The organism is Streptomyces sp. N35 (assembly GCF_016464295.1).
In the GTDB taxonomy this organism is placed as follows: Bacteria; Actinomycetota; Actinomycetes; order Streptomycetales; family Streptomycetaceae; genus Streptomyces.
On sequence record NZ_JAEIMH010000017.1, the window covers coordinates 75,152 to 95,955 of the forward strand.

Annotated in this window: 12 protein-coding genes; 8 read left to right on the plus strand and 4 right to left on the minus strand. The window is 68.6% G+C overall.

Going from position 1 to position 20,804, the window contains the following annotated elements; all coding sequences use genetic code 11:
• Positions 1–89 precede the first annotated feature (89 nt).
• On the plus strand, positions 90–1,058 hold the full coding sequence (locus JAO81_RS12405; protein ID WP_199547865.1) for a HEAT repeat domain-containing protein: 969 nt from the start codon (positions 90–92) through the stop codon (positions 1,056–1,058).
• Positions 1,059–1,116: 58 nt separating this feature from the next.
• Positions 1,117–1,806: a TetR/AcrR family transcriptional regulator gene (locus JAO81_RS12410; RefSeq protein ID WP_199547866.1), complete on the plus strand. Its 690-nt coding sequence runs from the start codon at positions 1,117–1,119 to the stop codon at positions 1,804–1,806.
• Positions 1,807–1,890: 84 nt separating this feature from the next.
• On the opposite strand, the gene JAO81_RS12415 is transcribed toward JAO81_RS12410, so the two are convergent.
• The 3 genes from JAO81_RS12415 to JAO81_RS12425 form a co-directional block, all read right to left on the minus strand.
• Positions 1,891–3,498 (minus strand): FAD-dependent oxidoreductase, encoded by a 1,608-nt coding sequence (locus JAO81_RS12415; protein WP_199547867.1) that lies wholly within the window; start codon positions 3,496–3,498, stop codon positions 1,891–1,893.
• Between the two features lie 55 nt (positions 3,499–3,553).
• Complete coding sequence (locus JAO81_RS12420) at positions 3,554–4,552, minus strand: diiron oxygenase (protein WP_199547868.1); 999 nt, start codon at positions 4,550–4,552, stop codon at positions 3,554–3,556.
• A gap of 70 nt (positions 4,553–4,622) precedes the next feature.
• Positions 4,623–6,140 (minus strand): NAD(P)/FAD-dependent oxidoreductase, encoded by a 1,518-nt coding sequence (locus JAO81_RS12425; protein WP_199547869.1) that lies wholly within the window; start codon positions 6,138–6,140, stop codon positions 4,623–4,625.
• Positions 6,141–6,358: 218 nt separating this feature from the next.
• On the opposite strand from JAO81_RS12425, the gene JAO81_RS12430 reads away from it, so the two are divergent.
• From JAO81_RS12430 to JAO81_RS12440, 3 genes are all read left to right on the plus strand, one after another.
• Positions 6,359–7,042, plus strand: a complete 684-nt coding sequence (locus JAO81_RS12430) for an alpha/beta fold hydrolase (protein WP_199547870.1) — start codon at positions 6,359–6,361, stop codon at positions 7,040–7,042.
• Between the two features lie 381 nt (positions 7,043–7,423).
• Positions 7,424–7,822, plus strand: coding sequence for an aldo/keto reductase (locus JAO81_RS12435; protein WP_307813319.1), 399 nt, complete (start codon positions 7,424–7,426; stop codon positions 7,820–7,822).
• A 74-nt stretch (positions 7,823–7,896) separates the two neighbouring features.
• The gene (locus JAO81_RS12440) at positions 7,897–8,313 is read left to right on the plus strand and encodes an Atu4866 domain-containing protein (RefSeq protein ID WP_199547872.1); all 417 of its coding nucleotides are present in this window, start codon (positions 7,897–7,899) and stop codon (positions 8,311–8,313) included.
• 326 nt (positions 8,314–8,639) lie between these two features.
• Here JAO81_RS12440 and JAO81_RS12445 read toward each other — a convergent pair whose 3' ends face one another.
• Positions 8,640–10,166: a CBS domain-containing protein gene (locus JAO81_RS12445; protein ID WP_199547873.1), complete on the minus strand. Its 1,527-nt coding sequence runs from the start codon at positions 10,164–10,166 to the stop codon at positions 8,640–8,642.
• A 266-nt stretch (positions 10,167–10,432) separates the two neighbouring features.
• Here JAO81_RS12445 and JAO81_RS12450 point away from each other — a divergent pair, with 266 nt between their 5' ends.
• From JAO81_RS12450 to JAO81_RS12460, 3 genes are all read left to right on the plus strand, one after another.
• A complete protein-coding gene (locus JAO81_RS12450) occupies positions 10,433–11,806 on the plus strand; it encodes a serine/threonine-protein kinase (protein WP_199547874.1) in 1,374 nt (457 codons plus the stop codon).
• A gap of 194 nt (positions 11,807–12,000) precedes the next feature.
• A complete protein-coding gene (locus JAO81_RS12455) occupies positions 12,001–15,093 on the plus strand; it encodes a DEAD/DEAH box helicase (RefSeq protein WP_199547875.1) in 3,093 nt (1,030 codons plus the stop codon).
• Entirely contained in the window at positions 15,090–20,783 is a 5,694-nt protein-coding gene (locus tag JAO81_RS12460; RefSeq protein ID WP_199547876.1) for an Eco57I restriction-modification methylase domain-containing protein, read from the plus strand. The genes JAO81_RS12455 and JAO81_RS12460 overlap by 4 nt, the downstream gene beginning before the upstream one ends.
• Positions 20,784–20,804: the final 21 nt, after the last annotated feature.

The window sequence follows — 20,804 nt, forward strand, 5'->3', positions numbered from 1 at the left end:
CGGTCCGGCCGGCGACATCCCTCCGTACTTGGCCGGGCTGCTCGCCTCGGACGCGGACAAGACAGTCCGAGGCGCTGGGGATGCTCGACATGGCGGTGCTCCACCATGGTTCGCTGTACTCCGCGACGCCACCCGCCGCGCTCTGCGTCGCGGCCGTCCTCGGTCATCCGCGCACCCTCGCCGAGCACGAGAGCCACTACCCCTGGGACGACCGGGCGCGCCCGCTGCGCGCCGCGCTGATCGAATGGCTCGGCCGGATCGCGGACTGTGCCGCCTACGGCGAGGCGGCCAGGGGCGAGGATTCCAACGGGCCGGGCGTGACGGCGGCATGCCGTGCCGTCAGGCCCGTGCTCTTCGAGAGCGTGCAGCCGTATCTGTCGGATCCCCATCCGGCGATACGGGAGGCAGCGGTGGGCACCGTCACCCATCTCTTGCGCGCCCCCGACCTCGCGGAACGCATCCCGCACGCCGCTGGGCACCTGCGGCACACCCTCACGCACAGTCCGTCCCGGCGGGAGCGGGCCGTCTGCGCCGTCACCCTGGGCCTGTGGGGTCAGGACACCACGGCGTACCTCGACGATCCCGACCCCGCCGTCGCCACCTGTGCCGCCCTCGCCGACCGCAACGCCGGCGAGGCGAAGGCCACCGCGCTCCTGCTGGCCGCGCTGGAGCGACCGGCCGAGGCGGATCCCTGGTTCCGGCCGCATCTGCCGCACTTCGACGGCTGGTTCCGCTTCACGCTCCTGCGGGTCGCCCTGGAGCGCACAACGCTCGAGGAGCTGCTCCCGGCCGCGGTCGCCATGCTGCGGATGAGCAGCCACTTCACGGTCGAGTGGGACTGGGGACCCTTGATGGTGAAGGCGTTTCCCGACGGGCATCGGGCCGGTACGCCGCTTACCCGGGCCCAACGCACCTTCCTGAGAGCCGCGTTGGAATACGACGACGACTGGGGGAACACCGCCGGCAGGATCATCTGGCTCCGCAAGGTGGGGCTTCCCTCGGAACGCGAGGGCTTGTGCGGCCTCCTGGAGCGCGAGGGCTCGTGCGGCCTCCTGTAGCCGCGGGCGCTGCCGCGGCCGGCTCCGTGGCTGGTCAGGTGGTGGATATTCTGGCGGGATGGTGGACAGAACCGGTGGTGAGCCGCAGATCGACGGGCGCTCCACGCGCTGGAGCGAGCACAAGGCGCAGCGCCGGGTCGAGTTGGTGGATGCGGCGGTCGCGCTGATCGAGGAGGAGGGCACGGCGTTCCGCGTACAGCGTCTCGCGGAGCGTGTGGGGCTGCCTCGATCGGTGCTGTACCGGCACTTCAAGGACCGGGCGACGCTGGACGAGTTGATCAGGCGCCGGGTCGTGGAGTCCTTCATGCGGCGGATGGAGCCCACGCTCAGCTTCGAGGGGACCGTCGAGGAGTCCGTCCAACGGGTGGTCGGTGCGCATCTGGACTGGGTCGTCGAACATCCGCGGCTCTACGCCTACATGGGCGTCGGGGAGCATGCGATGGGGGACGGTTCGCTGGTGGCGGACGCCAAGTCCGCCATCGCGCTGATGCTGGCCGACCGCTTCCGGGACATCCTGCGGGCGCTCGGGCTGCAGGAGGCGCCGATCCGTTCGGTCGCGGTGGGGATCGTGGGGTTCGTGGACACCGCGGTCAATCAGTGGGTCCACGACCCCGGGCGCGAGCAGTCCGAGGAGGAGCTGCGGGCGATGCTGTGCCGCTCGGTCTGGGCGGTCCTCGACGCGACGCTGCGGGACTTGGGTGTGGAGCTGTCACCGCGGCAGAAGGTCTCGGAGCTGGAAGGGCTCTGAGCGTCTCCGGTCCCGCGCAAGGGATCTGAAGCTGTCCGGCCCCGGATGAGGGATCTGAACCTGTGGTCCCGGACGTCATGGATCTCAGCCGCGTGGCACCGGGGTGGCGTTCGCCGCACGGTGCAGGGACTCCGCGTCCGTGAGCTTGACGCGCGGCCGGCCCTGGGCCTCACCCGCCGCCACCTCCGCGCGGTCGATGGCGCGCCATGCGTCCAGGCCAAGACCGTCGACCGCGACGCCCACGCGATGTTCCGTACGGCTTAGGAGACCGGCGGCGAAGTCGTCGAGCAGGGACTCGACCGTCTCCTGGGCACAGGTCTTGTTCGTACCGATGTAGCCGGTCGCCCCCCGCTTGATCCAGCCCGCGACATAGACACCGGGCCGCACCCGGCCGCGCTCGTGCGGGACCGTCGCGCTGTCCTCGTCGAAGGGCAGGCCCGGTACGGGCCGGGCGCGGTAGCCGACGGACCGCAGAACGAGACCGGTCTCCAGGGTCCCCGGCACACTGATGGGCCGGGCGCGGACAGTGCCGTCGCCGTCGGTGGCCAGCTCGGTGGAGGTCAGCTCCAGGGCCTGGACGGATCCTTCGCCCATGATCCGTACGGGACTGGCCAGGAAGCGCAGCACGATACGGCGGCGGCCCTCGACCGGCGTCCGGCCGGCCAGCTCCCACAGCAGCCGGGTCTTCTCGGTGGTATCGGGCGCCAGGTCCTCGGGCCAGCCTTCCACCCGCACGTCCACGTCCTTCAGGGCGCGAAGCGCCAGGAGTTCGGGCACGGTGAACGCCGCCTGGGCGGGCCCGCGGCGGCCGAGCAGGACGACTTCGCGGACCTTGCTCGCGCGCAGCGCGGCGAGTGCGCGGTCTGAGATATCGGTACGGGCCAGCGCCTCGGGATCGGCGGTGAGGGTACGGGCCACGTCGAGCGCGACATTGCCGTTGCCGATGACGACGGCGCGTTCCGTGTCGAAGGGGTACGCGTCGTGCGCACGGTCGGGGTGGCCGTTGTACCAGGCGACGAACTCCGTCGCGGAGACGCTGCCCGCCAGGTCCTCGCCCTCGATGCCGAGGCGCCTGTCGGTCGCGGCGCCGACGGCGTAGATCACCGCGTGGTGCTCGCGCAGCAGGTCCGCGTGCGTGAGGTCGGTGCCGACCTCGACGCCGAGGCGGTAGCGGAAACCGGGCTGTGACTCGATGGCCCGGAAGAGCTCGGTGACCTGCTTGGTGTCCTGGTGATCCGGCGCGACACCGGCCCGCGCCAGACCGTACGGCGTGGGGAGCCGGTCGTGGACGGTGACGCGCACGCCCGGGTGGCGCAGGAGCTCGTCGGCGGCGAACAGGCCCGCGGGCCCCGCGCCGACGACGGCGACGGACATCTCGCCTGCCGGAAGGCCGCGTTGCCCGGGCACCACATACATGGGTGCGCGATCGGCGTGCGGGTTCTCCTTGTAGTACGACGCGTTCAGCTCCAGGAACGGCAACTCCCCTTCGGTGAGCGCCGTATGGGGCTTGAGCGCGTCGACCGGGCAGGCCGTCGTACAGGCGCCGCAGTCCACGCAGGTGCGCGGATCGACGTACAGCATCTCGGTCGTGCCGAAGCCCGGCTCTCCCGGTGCGGGGTGGATGCAGTTGACCGGGCAGGCCAGCACGCACGAGGCGTCGGCGCAGCAGGATCGGGTGACGACGTACGGCACGGCGGGCTGGTCTCCGTTCGGATGGTCGGGGAAGTGCGGTGCGGCCCAGGGCCGTTCAGTCGGCGGCGAGCGGGGCGGGGCGGTCTGCGGCCGTGAGCGGGGCGGGCTCGCCGCGGAAGCGCGCGGGCCTGCCGTTGATCCGCAGCGCCTTCCACACCGGACGGGACACCTTGTTCATCAGACCGATGTCCTCGGCGAGCATCCGTACGTCGGAGAAGAGGTCGTGGAGCATCTTCCGGCCGGCGTCGGACTTCCAGAAGACGTCCTTGAGCACCCAGGCCGGAATGCCGACCTCGGCGGCGGACTTCCGGTCGGGGATCATGATGACGTCGCACAGGACCCGCATGATCAGCGGGAAGAGCACGGACAGCGCGCCGCGGCGGGCCTTGCCGAAGCGCGGGACGCGCAGGCGCAGGAACTCATGGGCGAAGGAGATGTGCCGGGCTTCCTCCGCGATGTGGATCTGCATGATCCGCTGCGGGAGCGGATGCACCGGTTCCCCGCTGCGCAGGGCCGCCTTCTGCAGGTGGTCGATGGGCTCCTCGCCGGCGAGGATGCCGGTGAAGAACGCCTCCGGGTAGAGCGAGCCGGCCAGCGGCAGGACCCGGCTCAGCTGCCGGAACCAGCGCTTTCCGCCGGCGGTGTCCACGCCGGTGCGGTTGACCAGCTCCTGGAACATCTGGGTGTGGTGGGTCTCCTCGGTGATCTCGTGGGTGAGATACCTGAACTCCTCATTGCGGTTGCCCAGTTGGTAGATGTAGTCCAGTGCCCCGCGCATGAGCAGGTTCTCGAACTGCATGCCCACCTTGGCGATGGTCGCCCACCGCCAGATCCCGATCCGTATCTGCGTCTCGAGCGGCTGCTTCCGGTACCACGGGTGGGCGCCCAGGGCGTCCGCGGAGGTGAGCACCCAGCGGGGGTCGCCGGTGTCCACGGCGAACTCGGGGTCGTCCCACTTGATGTCGGTGAAGGCGTTGAAGTTGACGTTCACGGAGCCTTCGGACAGGGTCCGCAGGCGCTCGTCGTAGACCTTCCTGGTCAGGTTCGCGGTCATCTTCGTCCTCGGTTGTCTGCGGGGTGGCTTGGACGAGCCGCACCGGCCGGCGGCGTGGGTTGCCGAACGGTCAGGCGGCGTGGGTCGGTTCCTGGGCGTCGACCGCAGAGTCCGCACGAGCCGGGTCGGCCTTCTCGAAGCGCAGGGCGCTGTCGTCGATGGGGGCGGACCGGAGCATGGCGCGGTCGCGGTAGTAGTTGTTCCACAGCCGCCACGGGTCACGGGTGCCCTGGCGCGGCATGACCTCATTGGCCCGGGCGATATAGCCGGAGGTCAGCGCCTCGCCCATGACGGAGAACTCGGAACGGTCGCCGTCCGTGGCCACCGGCGTGGCGATGTCGTGCCCGTGGCGCCGCATGTGCGCGAGCAGGCGGGCGGTGTAGTCGGCCGCCAGGTCCGCCTTCAGGGTCCAGGAGGCGTTGGTGTAGCCGATCACGAGGGACATGTTGGGTACGCCCTCGAGCAGGACGGCCTTGTAGAGGACACGGTTCGCGATGTCCACGGGGCGTCCTTCGACGGTGAGTTCCATGCCGCCCAGGAGACGGACGCTCAGGCCGGTGGCGGTGACCACGATGTCGGCCGTCAGCTCCTCGCCGGACTTCAGGCGGATGCCGTCGGCGGTGAAGGTGTCGATGTGATCGGTGGCGATCGACGCCTTGCCGCTCTTCAGAACCTTGAACAGATCGCCGCCGGGCACCACGCACAGCCGCTGGTCCCAGGGCTTGTAGCGCGGGCTGAAGTGCCGCATGTCGACACTCTTTCCGGCCCGCGCCCGTACGAGGCCGAGGAGCGCCCGGCGGGCGAGGCGCGGGTACTTGCGGCAGAAGGCGTAACTCCCGCGCTGCAGCGCGATGTTGCGCGCCCGCGCGATCCTGTGCGTCAGCGCCGCGGGTGCGCGCAGCTTCTGCAGCACGAAGGTGAGCGGGTCGACCTCGGGCAGCGCGAGGATGTACGTGGGCGAGCGCTGCACCATGGTGACGTGCGCGGCTTCGCCGGCCATCGCGGGCAGCAAGGTGATGGCGGTGGCACCTGACCCGATGACGACGACGCGCTTGCCGCTGTGGTCGAGGTCCTCCGGCCAGTGCTGCGGATGGACCACGGTGCCCTGGTAGTCGGCCTCGCCCGGGAACTGCGGGCGGTAGGGCCGGTCGTAGTCGTAGTAGCCGGTCGCGCCGACGAGGTAGCCCGCGCTGTACGACTCGCGCTCGCCCGTGGCCTCGTCCTCGGCCTCGACGTCCCAACGCCCGGTGGCGTGCGAGAAGTTCGCACGGATCGCGCGCCGCCCGAAGCGGATGCGCTCAAGTACGCCGGTGTCGCCCGCGGCGTCCTCCACGTACTGCCGGATCTCCGCACCGCCGGCCAGGATGCGCGCGTCGCGCCACGGCCGGAAACCGAATCCGAAGGTGGACATGTCGGAGTCGGAGCGGATACCGGGATACCGGAAGAGATCCCAGGTGCCACCGACCCGCGCGCGCCGTTCGAGCACGACGAGCGAAGTGCCGGGCGCGTCCCGCAGGACATGACTGGCGGCGCTGATGCCGGAGATTCCGGCACCGATCACCAGGACGTCGACGTACTGCTGCTCCATTACGGAGGTCCCCACTCTCGGTCGGGCACGCGGTTCCATCTCTGTGCGTTCCCGCAATTTACCTGCGACACACTGTTTCAGATACCGGCGGTAACGTGATGTGGGTCACGTGCGTTCACAGGGGCGAGGACTACCGGCAGGGATGCCTTGGCTCGTTGTCCGAGCCCACCGATAGCCTGGGCGGCAGTCAGGTCCAACTCTCCCCAGGGAGCACACCAGTGGACATCCTGCTCATCGCCGGCCTGTGGCTCGACGGATCCGCATGGGACGACGTGGCGCCCGAACTCACCGAGCTCGGCCACCGCCCGGTGCCGCTCACCCTTCCCGGCCAAGGCGACGGCACCGCCTCCGCGACGCTCGACGACCAGCTGGCGGCAGTGCTCGCCGCCGTGGACGCGGCGCCTGGGAAGCCCTTGATCGTGGGGCACTCCGCCGCGGCAAGTCTGGCCTGGCTGGCCACCGACGCACGACCGGAGAAGGTGGCCAAGGCCGTATTGATCGGCGGCTTCCCCGCCCCCGACGGCCGGGCCTACGCCGACTACTTCGCGACGGAGGGCGGCGTCATGCCCTTCCCGGGCTGGGCCCCCTTCGAGGGAGCCGACTCCGCCGATCTGGACGAGGAGGCCCGGCGCCGTTTCGAGTCCGCCGCCGTTCCGGTCCCCGAGGGTGTCGCCAAGGGGGTCGTGCACCTGACCGACGAGCGCCGCTTCGACGTCCCCGTCGTGCTGATCTGCCCCGAGTTCACCGCGGCCCAGGCCAAGGAGTGGATCGCCGACGGCGACAGTCCCGAGTTGGCCCGCGCCACCCACCTCGACTACGTGGACCTCGACTCGGGCCACTGGCCGATGACCACCCGCCCTCGCGAGCTGGCCCGCGCGCTGGCGGAGGCCGCCGACTCGTAATGGCGAGCGGCCATGAGGGTCGCCACAACGACAGGACCCCGCGGCTTCAAAAAGCCGCGGGGGCGCTCCCGCGGGAGCTGGGGCGCCCCCACACCACGCCCCCCCGGCGCCACAAAAACCGGGCGGGCTCGCTCGCGGCGGAGCTGGCGCCCGTCATCCCGTAGGCGGCACGCGGGACCAATCCGCACTGGCTACAGTGGCTCGTCCGCTGCCAGGGCTCGGCTGATGATGTCGGACAGCGGTCCACGATAGGCCGTGCCCCGCTGGCTGACGACGCCGAGGGTCGGACCTGGGCGAGGCCATCGATCTCTACCAGGTCCACTGGCCGGACACCGGTGCAAGGAGGGCAGGGTCCGCGCCATCGGGCTGTCCAACCACAGCGTGCAGGAGCTCGAACGTGCGGCGGCAGTCGCCCCGATCGACGCCGTCCAACCCCCGCTGTCCGTGCTGAACCTCTCGGCCGCCGCGGAGATCGCCTGGGCGGATCGGCACGGCACCGGAGTGATCGCCTATTCCCCGCTGCACTCCGGCCTGCTGACCGGCACCTTCACCACCGCGCGCGCCCAGGCACTCGCGGACGATGACGGGCGCCGCACCCATCCGGACTTCACCCGGGACCTGGCCGCCGACCTGCGGGTGGTCGACCGGCTGCGCACGGTCGCGGATCGGCGCGGCGTGGCGGTCGGTTCGGTGGCGATCGCCTGGGCCCTGGCCTGGCCCGGAGTCAGCGGAGCCATCGTCGGTGCCCGCACTCCCGACCAGACCGGCTCTTGGCACTAAGCAGCCGACCTGCAGCTCACCGAGACCGACCTCGCCGAGATCAGCGGTCAGGCCCAAGCCACGGGAGCGGGTCGATGAGCCGGCCGGCCAGGGCCGTGGCCGCGGCGGCACTCCTGGTGACGCTCGCCGCCTGCGGCGCGGGCGGGGATGGGGACGGGGATGGGACGGCAGCTGAGCCGTCCGCGGCCCGTCCCTCTGAGGCGGCATCGCAATCCGCGCCTGCGAAGAGCAGCGAAGCCGCCTCCGCGCAGGCCGAATTGATCGGCACCTGGGAGAGCGAGGGCGGCGATCTGCGCCTCGCGCTCCGTGCTGACGACACCTTCACGGAGGACCTGAACGGGAAGCAGGCCGCCTACCAAGGTACTTACAAGGCCACCGACGACGGCTTCACGCCCTCCGCGGACGACGGCGCCCGCGCCGCGGGCACCCTGGTCGACGAAGACCCGCATCCGCACGTCGAGCTCAGCGGGTACACCCTCCACCCCCGGTGAGGTGACCGGTGCGACGACAAGACCGCACGGCGTCAGAGGCCGAGGGGGGCTGGTTGGGGGTCGGGGGGGGGAGCCGGGCCCAACCCAAACCCCCCCGGTCTCAGGACGCCGTGGGGTCTTGGTTGGTGTCCGAGGGGGGGGAGCTGAACCATACGCACATGCCGGTGATGCGGGGTGACTGCAACTTCTGTAGCTCAGCCGTGGCCACGTTGATCACGACCATGAGCGTTTGATGCTCTCTGCCCGGACGACGTACGAGGCCGGGCCGCCACGGATCACCGCCGCGCCTGGTTCAGCCCCTCACTCGGCGGGCGTCAAGTCGACACTCAGGGCCGAGGGTCGAGGGAGCGGAGTAGCTGCAAGAGCCCCTCGACCGGGCGGAGTTGCTCTTCAGTGAGCGGGTCGGGGCTGAAGTGCATGAGGTTGTTGCGGAAGATCCGGCACTCCTCCAGCCACTCCAGGAAGAGCTGGTGGTCGACGTCCCAGCCAAGGCGCTTCCAATGCTCCTCTTCCTTGAGGAGATAGCCGTATGCGCCGAGTGTCAGGCCCGCTGCGCTCATGACCGTGTCCCTGCGAGACCTGGGGACGTGGGCCCTCAGCTCGATCACGGTGAAGTGGGCGTCCGCGGCACGTCGAAGTCGCTGCTCGATCTCTTCCAGCAGGATGAAGGGGCGTACCCGGGCGCCGAACTGCACAGTGAGGTCGGCCGCGGTGATGATTCCGGTGACCTTCAGATCGGGGTCCCGTACGAAGACGTATCCGGACTGGCGGATCTCGCCGATCCAGTTCAGCAAGTCGTCGTTGCTGTCGGCCTCGCGGGCCGGCTTCGTCGCGGCGTCCAACTGGGCGTCGGGGTCCGCGAGTCGGGCCATGCCGATGGTCTCCCAACTGACGACGCCGCGCAACCTGTCGTCAGCGTCGAGAACCGGGAGCTGCGAGTAGTGGTTCAGGATCATCTTTGTCGTCGCCGACCGAAGGCTGTCGCCTACGCGTACGGAGGCCAGCGCCTGGTGCGCCGCCGGCAGGTTGCTGATGCGGTACGCCACCGGCGGCAATTCCGGCTCGCCGAGTACCTGTACTCCGGACCGCATGAGGCTGCTGCTTCCCTCATCGTCGGGCTCCTCCCCGTCAGACAGCACAGTGATCTCGCTGTCGATGGTTCCCTCTGTGAAGGATGGACTCGTCACCAGGCCGAGGCGCAGCAGGTCCGTCTGGATCTCGTCGATCACCGACGAATAGCGGCGTGGTGCGTTCCATACGGAGAGGAAGTCCCGGATGGAGATCTTGAGCGGCTGGTTCGCGGGGCGCGCGGCCACCGCTGCAGCGAGCTTGTCCGGAGTGGCGACGCTGATTGCCGGGTCCGGACGACCCGGGTCGGTGCCGGTCTGCGCGAGTGCCGCGACGCGCTCCGCGGCATTGAACCGGCTCAGTTCGAAAACGGTGAGTAGGGACCCCATGCTGTCGAGGAGGTCCTGCTGCACGGCCGCCCGGTCCAGGTCCTTCACCAGCCACTCCACGGCCCGTACGTGCCGGAGGCCGTCCTCGGCGTCCGCACGGTAGGCGTAGTCGCCGGTCACTCGGCCGACGGCGAGCTGCCAAGACCGCAGGGGCAGCACCACTAGGTCGCCGATCTGGATCTCCTGCCGGAAGCGGAGCAGCTGTCCGGTCCAGTTCGCCACGACCCTGGGGCCTTCATGCGGATACGAGTCCTGCACGACGGCGCGTATCTCGTCCCGGGTGGTCGCTTCTGTGAGATCTCCCGAGCCCGGCCAGCCCGCGATGATCAGCCCGTCGTCGAGTGCGGCCTGTTCCCGCTCTCCGTCGCGCCCTGCCCGAACCGTCCATGCACGCATGCCGCCCCCGAAACCCGAGATTCCACCAGGTGTTTGATCCTGCAGGAGCCGATCAGCAGTGGCAAGCAACTCGGGTACCACGCAAGAGAATCAGCCACAGTGGTTTCCTCGGGGCCGCGGGAGCCTCCTGCCTTCGTAAGTGTCCCCTTAGACTGATCGACAAGCCGCACGCCGGTACCGAGCTGATGACCGATGCTCTCCGGCATGGGTGCCGCAGCGGTGAGCGCAGTTGGAATCACGAGTCGGGTGGGGGTACGAGGGTGCCGATGGAAGAGCTGGACCCGAAGAAGGACCCACAGGTGCTCGGCCCGTTCGAACTGCTCGCAGTGCTGGGCAAGGGCGGCATGGGCAAGGTGTATCTGGCCCGGCGGCTGCCCCTGGAGCGACTCGGCCCGGAGATGGAGGCCGGGTACTTCCTCTCCGAGCGTGATGAGGCCCGCGAGAACGAGCTGGCCGCAGTCAAGGTCATCCTCCCGGAATTCCTCGAAGCCGATCATCAGGACGTGAGCCAGGAGGAGAAGAGGGCCCGTTTCGACCGCGAGATCCGCTCCGTACAGGCCGTGATCAGCGACCGGGTACCGGCCTTCCTCGGCGCCGACCCCGAGGCCCCGCTGCCGTGGTTCGCCAGCGAGTACCTGCACGGGCCGGACCTGGGCAGCTTGGTGAAATACCTCGGCGACCACGACGTCAAGTTTTCAGTAGGTCCCTACGCCGCGCTGGGCCTGGCCCTTGTGGACGCCCTGCGCACCATCCACGCCGCGAATCTCCTGCATCGTGACCTCAAGCCGTCGAACGTCGTGCTGGGCCCCTCAGGACCCGCCATCCTGGACTTCGGACTCGCAACGCTGGCCGACCGCCGCACCAGCCAGGCTCTGACCAAGGCAGGCATGGGGTTCGGGACCCCTCACTACATGCCCAGGGAGCAGGCCGAAGACCTCAGGAGCGTCAAGGAACCCGGTGATGTGTACTCGCTGGGCGCCACGCTCTTCTACGTCGCGACCGGCGGTCGGCCCCCGTACGGGAAGTGGGGCCCCACGAACAACCCTCCCTCGTGGACGGACGTGGGCGCGGAGTTCATCCCGCTCCTTGCCAAGATCATCGTTCATGTTCCTGAGCAGCGTCCCACCCTTGACGAGGTGCAGAACGATCTCCAGGAGCTGCTCATCACGAGTTCGCTGACAGAAGCGACGGCACAGGAGCAGCTCGCGGAGCTCGTCGTGCAGGCAGGGCTTGCCCCTGAGCTGCCGGCCAGTGCCTCCCCAGGAGCCGTTAACCCCGTCATCGAGCAGGCGGCCCAGGCGGCGGTGGATGATGGCAATGCTCCTGACGCCCCATGGGATGCACTCTTCAACCAGCTCCTCCAGCTGCCCGGCCAGGGCGACCCGCAGGCTCCGGCACCGTCCGACGAGGCCAACACTAGGCCGCTTCCGGCCTACACGCCCACCGTGCCTGACCCGGCGCCGGCCGCCAGCCCGGAGCCGCGCCAGAACCAATCCAGTGGCGACACCACCAGCTATCGCATCGCTCCGCCTCTGCCCGCCCCCGCACTGCCTCCCGCCCCGGTCCGCGAAGCACCGGCCGCCGCCCTCCGTGCGGCGCGAGACCTGCGCAAGGCGTACGCCCACAGCTCCCAGCTGTAGGCACGCAGCTTCCGCTGAGGGAGCCGAAAGTCACGTATGGGCCGGCTGAAGCCCTGGTTGCGCCTCGCCGATGCCAGGAGCGAGCAGTCTGGGCATAGGCTCGCCGAGGAGCTGATGAGGGCGGCTCGACGCCGGTGACTCCGGTCGCGAGCGCCCACGAAAGCCCGTGTGCAACGAAGAGAGGGATCAACTCCATGCCCGACGCAGCGGCCGGACGCGCCGAAGCCAGTGCCGTGTCACCGGACACCGCGACGAGCGCCGCGCAGCTCGGCCTAGCTCCCGGCGCGCAGATCGAGGTGCGCGACGAGGAGTGGCTGGTCCGGAACGCGGTGCAGATCAGGGAAGGAGAGTTCCTGATCGAGGCGACCGGTGCCTCGGATCTCGTACGGGGCCATGACGCGCGGTTCCTCACCTCTCTCGACCGCCCGCAAGTGCTGCGGCCGGAGGAGACTCGCCTGGTACCCGACGCCTCGCCTGAGTTCCGCCGCAGCCGTCTCTTCCTCGAGGCAGTGATGCGGAAGACGCCGCTGCCGCAGGCCGAGCGGAGGCTCGCGCTCACCGAGGGCTTCCTCCTCGACCGCATGGACTACCAGCTGCGCCCCGCCGAGAAGGCGCTGGCCAACCCGCTTAGCCCGCGCATACTCATCGGTGACGTGGTCGGCCTCGGCAAGACCCTGGAGATCGGGGTGCTACTCGGGGAGCTCATCAGGCGTGGTCGCGGTGAGCGGATCTTGGTCGTGACGCCGGCGCCGGTCCTGGAGCAGTTTCAGCACGAAATGTGGACGCGGTTCTCGCTGCCCTTGGTCCGCCTCGACAGCGTGGGCATCGCCCGCATCGAGCGTCGCATTCCGGCCGGCCGGAACCCCTTCACACACTTCAAGCGGGCGATCGTCTCCATGGATACGATCAAGAACGCCGGCAGTTACGGACGATGGCTGAAGGACGTTCGCTGGGACGCCGTCGTCATCGACGAGTCGCACAACCTCATCGGCGAGTCCAGCGCCCGCCGCGCCCTCGCCGAACTGCTCGCCGACCAGTCCGACGCCCTGATCCTGGCCAGCGCCACCCCGCACAACGGCAAGATCCGTTCATTCGCCGGCCTCGTACGCCTCCTCGACCCGATGGCCATCAAGGACGCCAACGACCCGCGTCCCGAGGAGCTGGAACACCTCTACATCCGGCGTACCAAGACAAGCCGCGAAGTGGCCAAGGCGCTGCAGGGATCCTGGGCGCCGCGGGGAGGGTCCTTCTCGGTTCCCTGCACCGCCAGTGACCTGGAGGAGCAGGTCTTCGCCGAGTTCGCCGCCCACTGGCTGCGACCACCGGGCAGCGCTCCCGAGGACGCGGCCGCGCTGGTCCTCGACGGAGAAGACCGGCTCTTCCCGTACGTGATGTTGAAGTCGTTCCTGTCCTCGCACCGCGCGCTCTTTGCGACCGTACGTGCCCGCCTCGTACGCCAGAAGCACTGGAAGCCCAAGGAGAAGGACGCGACAGAGGAGAACTACAAGGTCACCGACCCGCCGGGCCTCATCGATCCCGCCATGGCCACTGGCCGTGAGACAGCGTCGCTCCTGCGCCTCGCGGAGCTCACCCGTCGCATCGAGCAGCAGACCGCCGCAGGGAACACGCGGTGTGCCGCCAAGCTCCAGGCGCTGGTCGAGGAACTCGGACGCATCGGTGTCCGGCCCGGCAGTACCACCCGAGCTGTGGTCTTCTCCGAGCGGCGCGAGACTCTCAACTGGTTGGGTACGGTGCTGCCCGCGCTGCTCGGCTGGCGCCCCAAGGACGCGCCGAGCGCGGTGAAGGTCCTGCACAGCGAGATTCCCGACACCGTACAGATGGATTACGTCGACGAGTTCGCGCGCGGTGGCAGCGAGGTCCGGCTGCTCCTGACCGGCGACGGCGCCTCCGAGGGCGTGAACCTGCACCGCCAATGCCACCACCTCATCCACTGGGATCTGCCGTGGAGTCTGATCCGGGTCGAGCAGCGCAACGGCCGCATCGACCGCTACGGGCAGCTGCACCAGCCCGAGTTCCGCGCGATGATCCTCAAGTCCGTGACCGAGGGCGCGATGGACGACACGCATGTGGCGCAGCGAGTCTTGGAGCGGGAAGCGGCCGTCCACAAGGTTCTCGGCACGGTCGAGGCGGTGTCCGCGCACCATGACGCGGACGTCGAGGAAAAACGGCTTATGGAGGCCCTGCTCACCGACAGCCCCGAGGACGCGGTGCGGTCGATGGAGGCCGCGCCGAAGCCGGACGCGACCGCCGACGCGACCGAGGTCGAACTCCCGGTGGAGCAAGCCCTCATGGGGGAATTCGGCACCGGCAGCGGTCTCGACCTGCTCGACCTGCTGGACACGGATACGGAAGTGGAGGACGCCGTCCCCGAATACGATGGGCCGCACGACGCCGCTCCGCCCGAGACGGCGGACGAACTACGGCTTTTCACGAAGACGCGTGACTTCGTGCTGACTGCGCTCGACGAGCTTCAGGACCTGGAGGCGTTCCGCCTGAATACGGCCGTCGACGGCAATGACCTCAGCTTCGATACTCCGGACGACCTCAAGGCGCGGCTGTCCGTACTGCCCACTTCGTACCGCCGCGACCAAGGCGTCGACAAGCGCATCAAGCTGACCTTCAGCCGCTCGGACGCCGCCGACTCGCTGCGCCGGGCGCGTGAAGACGCGGATTCTGCTTCGCTGTGGCCGGACGCGCACTACGTGGGTGAGCTCCACCCGGTCGTGGAGTGGATCACCGACAAGGTTCTTGTGCAGCAGCGCCGCCAGACCGCCCCCGTGCTCCAGGTCAGCGCGAGGGACGTGCCCGATCCCGTCTTCCTTGTCCAGGGCGTGTGGTCCAACACCGAGGGGCGGCCCACAGTCGTCGCCTGGCTAGCCGTCGACCAACTCGCCGCAGACGAGCCCCGCGTACGCGAACTCACGCGGGACCTGCTCGCCGAACTCGGCGTCGGTCCTGCGATGGATGATCACTACAAGGTGGGAGATCTCGCCGCGCTCGAAGCTGTGGTGCCTCGTGTGGTGGAGCGAGCGCGTCTCGAACTGGAGGAGCGGCGCAAGATCAGCGATGAGCTCGTCGACGCCCCGCTCGACGCGGTCGAGATGTCCGTATCACAGTGGCGGCAGGAGCCCCTGCCGGGTGCTTGGTCCGGCGGTCGCACGGCACGTGACGCCGCGGCCGAGCGGTTGAGCAGGCAGGCACGCAGGCTGAAGACGGCCGGTGAGCCGATGGTACGTATCCTCGCGGTTCTGGAGCCGAGCGCATGAGCGAGACGAAGTCGATCACCGCCAAGAACGGCCTGGGTGCGGACGGGGAGGTCTTCGACTCCCTGGTGAACCAAGGCGAGTACCTGCCCGCCTTCTACCTGAGCGAGATCTTGCCCAAGCAGCTGCGCGGCGGTCTGCTCAAGGAGTGGAGCGAACAGGAACGGCAGGGCAATCACACTCCGCGGCAGGGGCTGCGTGACCTCACCGGTCCCTACCAGACGGCGCGAGCCGCTCTCTTCGACGACGCTGAGAAGTACAACTCCACGGCCGACCGGTACGCCGTGGCCGCTCAGGAGGCGGCGGCCCAGGAACTCAAGTCGTTGCCCAAGGACGAGGAACCGCCCGTCGCCCGGCAGCCCGTGCCGGGCCCAGATGCCTGGGCTCAGGACGGCAGCCCGGAAGGTGCCTGGCGCAGCGCCCTGCACACGTGGCACGTCAACCTGCTGCGCGCGCTGGGTTTCGATGCGACACCTGTCGTGCTCACGGCGCGCGGTGCGGGCGGCCTGGCCGCCGTGCCCCTCGCACACGCCGAGGAACAACTCGTCGTTCTCTCCGGCGGCTTCGCGACCACGGTCGAGACCGCGCTCAGCGACACCGGTGCGAACCGGCTTCCCGCCCCGGTCCGTGTCGCGTCCGGCAAGCACCTGACCACGGTGACTGACCTCGCGTCTTGGTTGTTCAGCAATGCGGCCAACCCGCCCCGCTACGCATTGCTGCTCTTCGGCGGCGTGATGATCCTCGCCGACCGCGACGCTTTCCCCCGCGGCCGCCACCTCGCGGTCAGCCTGGACGTGGCGCTGCCCCGCAAGGGAGCCAAGGGCTCCACCGCCGGTGAACTTGACGTCATCGCGGCGTTGTTCAGGGCGGACGCACTGCGTCCCAAGGATGACGGATCCGAGGATGACATCGCCCGGTTCCTGGCCGAGTCCCGGGACCACTCGGTCAGCGTCACCGCCGATCTGCGTCACGGCCTGCAGAAGTCCGTTCAGCTCATCGCCAACGAGGTCCTCGACCTGGCCCGTGAGCAAGGCGTGCGCCCCGAGGACCTCGCCGAGTGGCTGCCCCACGATCTCAAGGAACCCGGCGACCTCCCGAAGCTGCTGACCACCGAGTCACTGCGCTACCTCTACCGCATCCTGTTCCTGCTGTATGCCGAGGCCAGGACCGACCTCGGCATCCTCCCGATGAAGAGCGAGGAATACCGCCAGGGCTACAGCGTCGCGAGGCTGCGTGAGCTCGTCGTACCCAAGGAACTGACCGGCCACCACGCCCGCACCGGCTACCACTTCCACGACTCCCTGGACCTGCTTTTCGAGAAGGTCTACACCGGCCACCCCGTCGCCGACACCCAGACCACCCGCGATGCCGCCACTGCCGCCCCCGAGCCGACGGAGTCGGTGGAACTCGCCGCCGACGACGGCCACATCGACGTACGCATCGAGGCGCTGCGCTCTAAGCTCTTCGACCCGACGTCGATAAAGCTCGTCGGCCGCCGGGTGCCCTGGAAGCCGCTCGGTGACGAGCCGGGCACCACGCGCCCTCCCCTCGACCTGCGGCTGCGCAACAAGACCCTCCACCAGGTGCTGCGCAACCTCACACTCGTCGAGGGGAAGGGCAAGTTCGGGCGCGGCGGCTTCATCTCGTACGCGCAGCTCGGCATCAACCAGCTTGGCGCCGTCTATGAGGGGTTGATGTCTTACACCGGCTTCATCGCCGAGGAGGCGCTGTACGAGGTGGCAAAGGGCGGCGACCCGAAGGACGGCTCCTGGCTGATCACCAGCAGTCAAGTCAACTCCGGCCGCTACCCCGACGAGCCGGGGCACAGCGTCTTCGTCAAGGACAGGCCCGACCCCGAGTCCGACGAACGGGTCTCCCGCGTACATCCGGTGGGCTCCTACGTCTACCGCCTCGCCGGCCGCGACCGGCAGACCAGCGCCTCCTACTACACCCCCGAGTCCCTGACCAAGGCCACCGTTGAACAGGCCCTGCGCTTCCGATTGCACCCCGAGGGAAAAATCGACCCCGCCGAGCCGGAGGCCGCGGAGGTCATCGCGGCAGAGGTGCTGAAGTGGAGGGTGTGCGAACCGGCGCTCGGCTCCGGCGCGTTCCTCAACGAGGCCGTCAACCAGCTCGCTGAGCTCTACCTCCGCCTCGCCAAGCGCGACACCGGCCAGGACATCGACGCCGACAACTATCTGCGGGAGCTGCAGAAGGTCAAGGCGTACATCGCGCTGCACAACTCGTACGGCGTCGACCTCAACGACACCGCAGTCGAGCTCGCGGAGATCTCGCTGTGGCTCAACACCATGTATCAGGGCATGAAGGCTCCCTGGTACGGCCTGCACCTGCACCGGGGTAACTCACTGGTCGGAGCCTCGCGCAAGACCTATCCGGGTAACGCACTCGCGAAGGGTGAGTGGCTGAAGACGAAGGGCCAGCGGGCGCCGGACGTTGTGCCGCTGGCTCAGACGTTGCCCGGTCAGGCAGTGCACCAGTTTCTGCTGCCGTCGCTGGGGTGGGGGTCGGTCGCCGACGACGTCCGGGTGCGCAAGCCGAAGAAGGGCGAGCCCGAGGACAAGTTGACCAGTGTGGTTGCCGGGGCCGACGCCGAGTGGCTCGACGCAGACGTCATCGAGGCGATGAAGGCATGGCGGTCGCAGATTCGGCGGGCGCCGCGAGGCGGTAGCGGTAGCGGCAAGAAGCCAGTGGCCGCGAAGTCCGCTGCGGCACGCAAGCCGAAGGTCACCCTGCAGGTCGACGACGAACAGGGGTTTGGGCAGGGCGCGTTGGACCTCCCTGGCGTGACTGTCTGGGAGCAACAAGGGTTGGGGTTCGACGATGTGCTCTCCGGGGGCGAGGAGCGGACTCCGCGGCCGACTCTCGGCGCGCAGCGAGGCATCAAAGCGGTCCGCAGCGCCAAGAAGGTCGACGACAAGGCCGCGCAGGACGAGGAAGACGCACAGGTCGGGCGCCTGATGGCGCTCGCCCAGCGAGTCGAGTACCTGTGGAACCTCGTCGTCAAGCGGCTGCGCCTGTCCGAGCAGGAGATCGCGCGCGGTATCGACGTCTGGGGCGCCGACAGCACAATGCTCGCCGAGCGCAGGGAAGGCGCGGGCGGGAAGGTCATGGACAGGGACGCCGTACGCAAGGCGCTGGAAGAAGAGGGCCGACCGTACTGGCGGCTCAAGCAGGTCATGGACGCTTGGTGCGCGCTGTGGTTCTGGCCGCTGGAGGAGGTCGGGCTGCTCAACGGCACCGATCCGTGCTATTTCGCCGGCGAGCGTGACCTCACAAAGATCAAGAAGGGATACGACGGGCGGCGTACGGCCCTGAAGAACCTCGACGACTGGATCGAGTTCGCCGAAGCTGTCCTGGGGCGGGTCGGAGTCGAGTCGGGCAAGAAGCAGGTCTCCTTGGACGAGGTGCGGGTCGCGGACAGCCTGGAGAAGCTGGACAAGCTGGAGGGGACCCTTGAAGAGCAGATGCGGCGCTTCTCAGTCTGGATGGAGCCGTACGACCTGGGCGACCGGTTTCCGTGGTACGAGACGTCGTATCGAATCGCAGAGGAACGCGGCTTCTTTCACTGGGAGTTGAGCCTCGCGCATGTCTTCGCTGAGGGCGGCTTCGATGTGATGGTGGGGAATCCGCCTTGGGTTCGGCAGGAGTGGGACGAGAACGCTGTACTGGCCGAACTTGAGCCCTGGTTCGAGCTGGGAGGGAAAGCAGCTGAAGAGCGACGCGCGGAACACGTCGGAGAGCTCCTGCGCGATCCGGTACGTCGTTCCTTCTATCTCGGTGAGCTGGAGACCGTGGCCGGCGTATCGGCGTTCCTGGCGTCGCTGGACACGTATCCGGAGCTGGTCGGCACCCGCCCGGACATGTATCGCGCGTTCATGCTGCTGGCGTGGCGGGCGACTGGCCAGGATGGCATCGCTGGGCTGGTGCATCCGTCTACGCATCTGACGGGGGCGAAAGAGGGGGCGTTGCGGAGAGCCGCGTACGAGCATTTGCGGCTGCATGCGGATTTCGTAAATGAACTCAAGTTGTTCCCCTCGCCAGTTGGGAATGCCAGCCACTTCAGCGTAAATATCTACGGCAACACGCGGAATATCGGTTTTGAGCACTTGAGCTGGCTGATGCACCCGCAGGTGCTCACCCGTTCCCTCCGCCACGACGGAAAGGGCGTCATCCCAGGTATCAAGAACAACGGCGTTTGGGACCTGAGGCCGCACCTGAACCGAGTGGTGACTGTGGAGCGCGCGACGCTCATCGCCTGGCAGAAGCTTGCCGGGGAGGAGAACTCGCTGTCAGTCGACGAGACCAAGTTGCTGTTTCCGGTGACTGCTGCCGAGGAGTCGGCAATCTCCGCGCTCGCGAAGTGGCCGCACCGGCTTGGTGGGCTGGACCCGCGCATCAGCTCTGGCTTCAACGAGAAAACCGACCGTACGGCAGGGTACATCGAGTGGAACCCGAGCCAGCCGACACAATGGAGTGAAGTGATTCTCCAGGGGTCATTTCTCCTCGTAGCGACCCCGCTGGGGAAGCAGCCGCCCGTTGGAGGCTCCAGGAGCCACCGTGACTACTTTTCGTGGGACCTGTCGAATCTCGGCGAAGATGCTGTGCCGCGTACAAATTACCGGCCGGCAGGCGCACGATCTCGGTACATCGCCGCACAGGACCGTTGGGTTGACCCTGATCGACTCGCGCAGCTGAAGGCCGACCCAGCAGCGATGCACGCGGCAGGAGCTGCGATTGATGCTGAGCAGCCCGGTTTGGAGGCGAAGGCACGAGACTTGGCGATCGAGGCGCTCCTCCGAGAGGCGAGCGAAAGACTGTTCGCGCAGTCCTACCGTGTGGCATGGCGCGAGATGATCGCTTCCGACACGGAGCGCAGCCTCTTCGCGAGCCTGATTCCCCCTGGTGTCAACCATGTTCACGCTGTCCGCAGCGCGGTGCTACCCACCCCAGAGCTTGGCGCGCTCGTTGCCGGGTTCTTCGCTTCGTTGCCCCTCGACTACGCGCTGCGCATCTCGGGACGGGGGCACCTGGACGTTTCGGACGCGGCAACGATGCCAGCCCCGACGTTGGGGCATCCTCTCGCACCCGCGCTGCTCCTGCGTACGCTCCGCCTCAACTGCCAGACCAATGCCTATGCGTCCTTCTGGAACAGGCTGTATGACGGTCTCTGGACGTCAGACACCTGGGCGGCCGCCTCCGAGTGGCCGTCGGACGCACCGCCGCTAACCCAAGATCTCGGCCCAACCTGGACTTCGCACACCCCTCTCCGCACGGACTTCTCCCGCCGAGCCGCTCTCGTAGAAATCGACGCCCTCGTAGCCGTCTGGCTGGGCATCGACGCTGACGAACTCATCGCGATGTACCGCTCCCGCTTCCCGGTGCTCCAGCAGTACGAAGAGAACATGTGGTTCGACGCCACGGGTCGCCGTATCGCCAAGGCCCACCAGGTCCACGGCTACGGCCAGCCCAAGGACGCCTGGAAACAGCTCAGTTCGCCCCCCGCCTTCCCGCTGGAGGCCACCGTCCCCGAGGGCTACACGGGCCCCCTCTACCGCGCCCGCCGAGAGGACGAGATGCGCGCCGCTCACGCCGAGTTCACCCGTCGCCTGCGCGCGGCGGGCTGGGAGCCCGGCATGTCCACCGCGCCAGACGGAGCAGCGAGTAACGAATGACCATGCACCCAGGAATGGCGA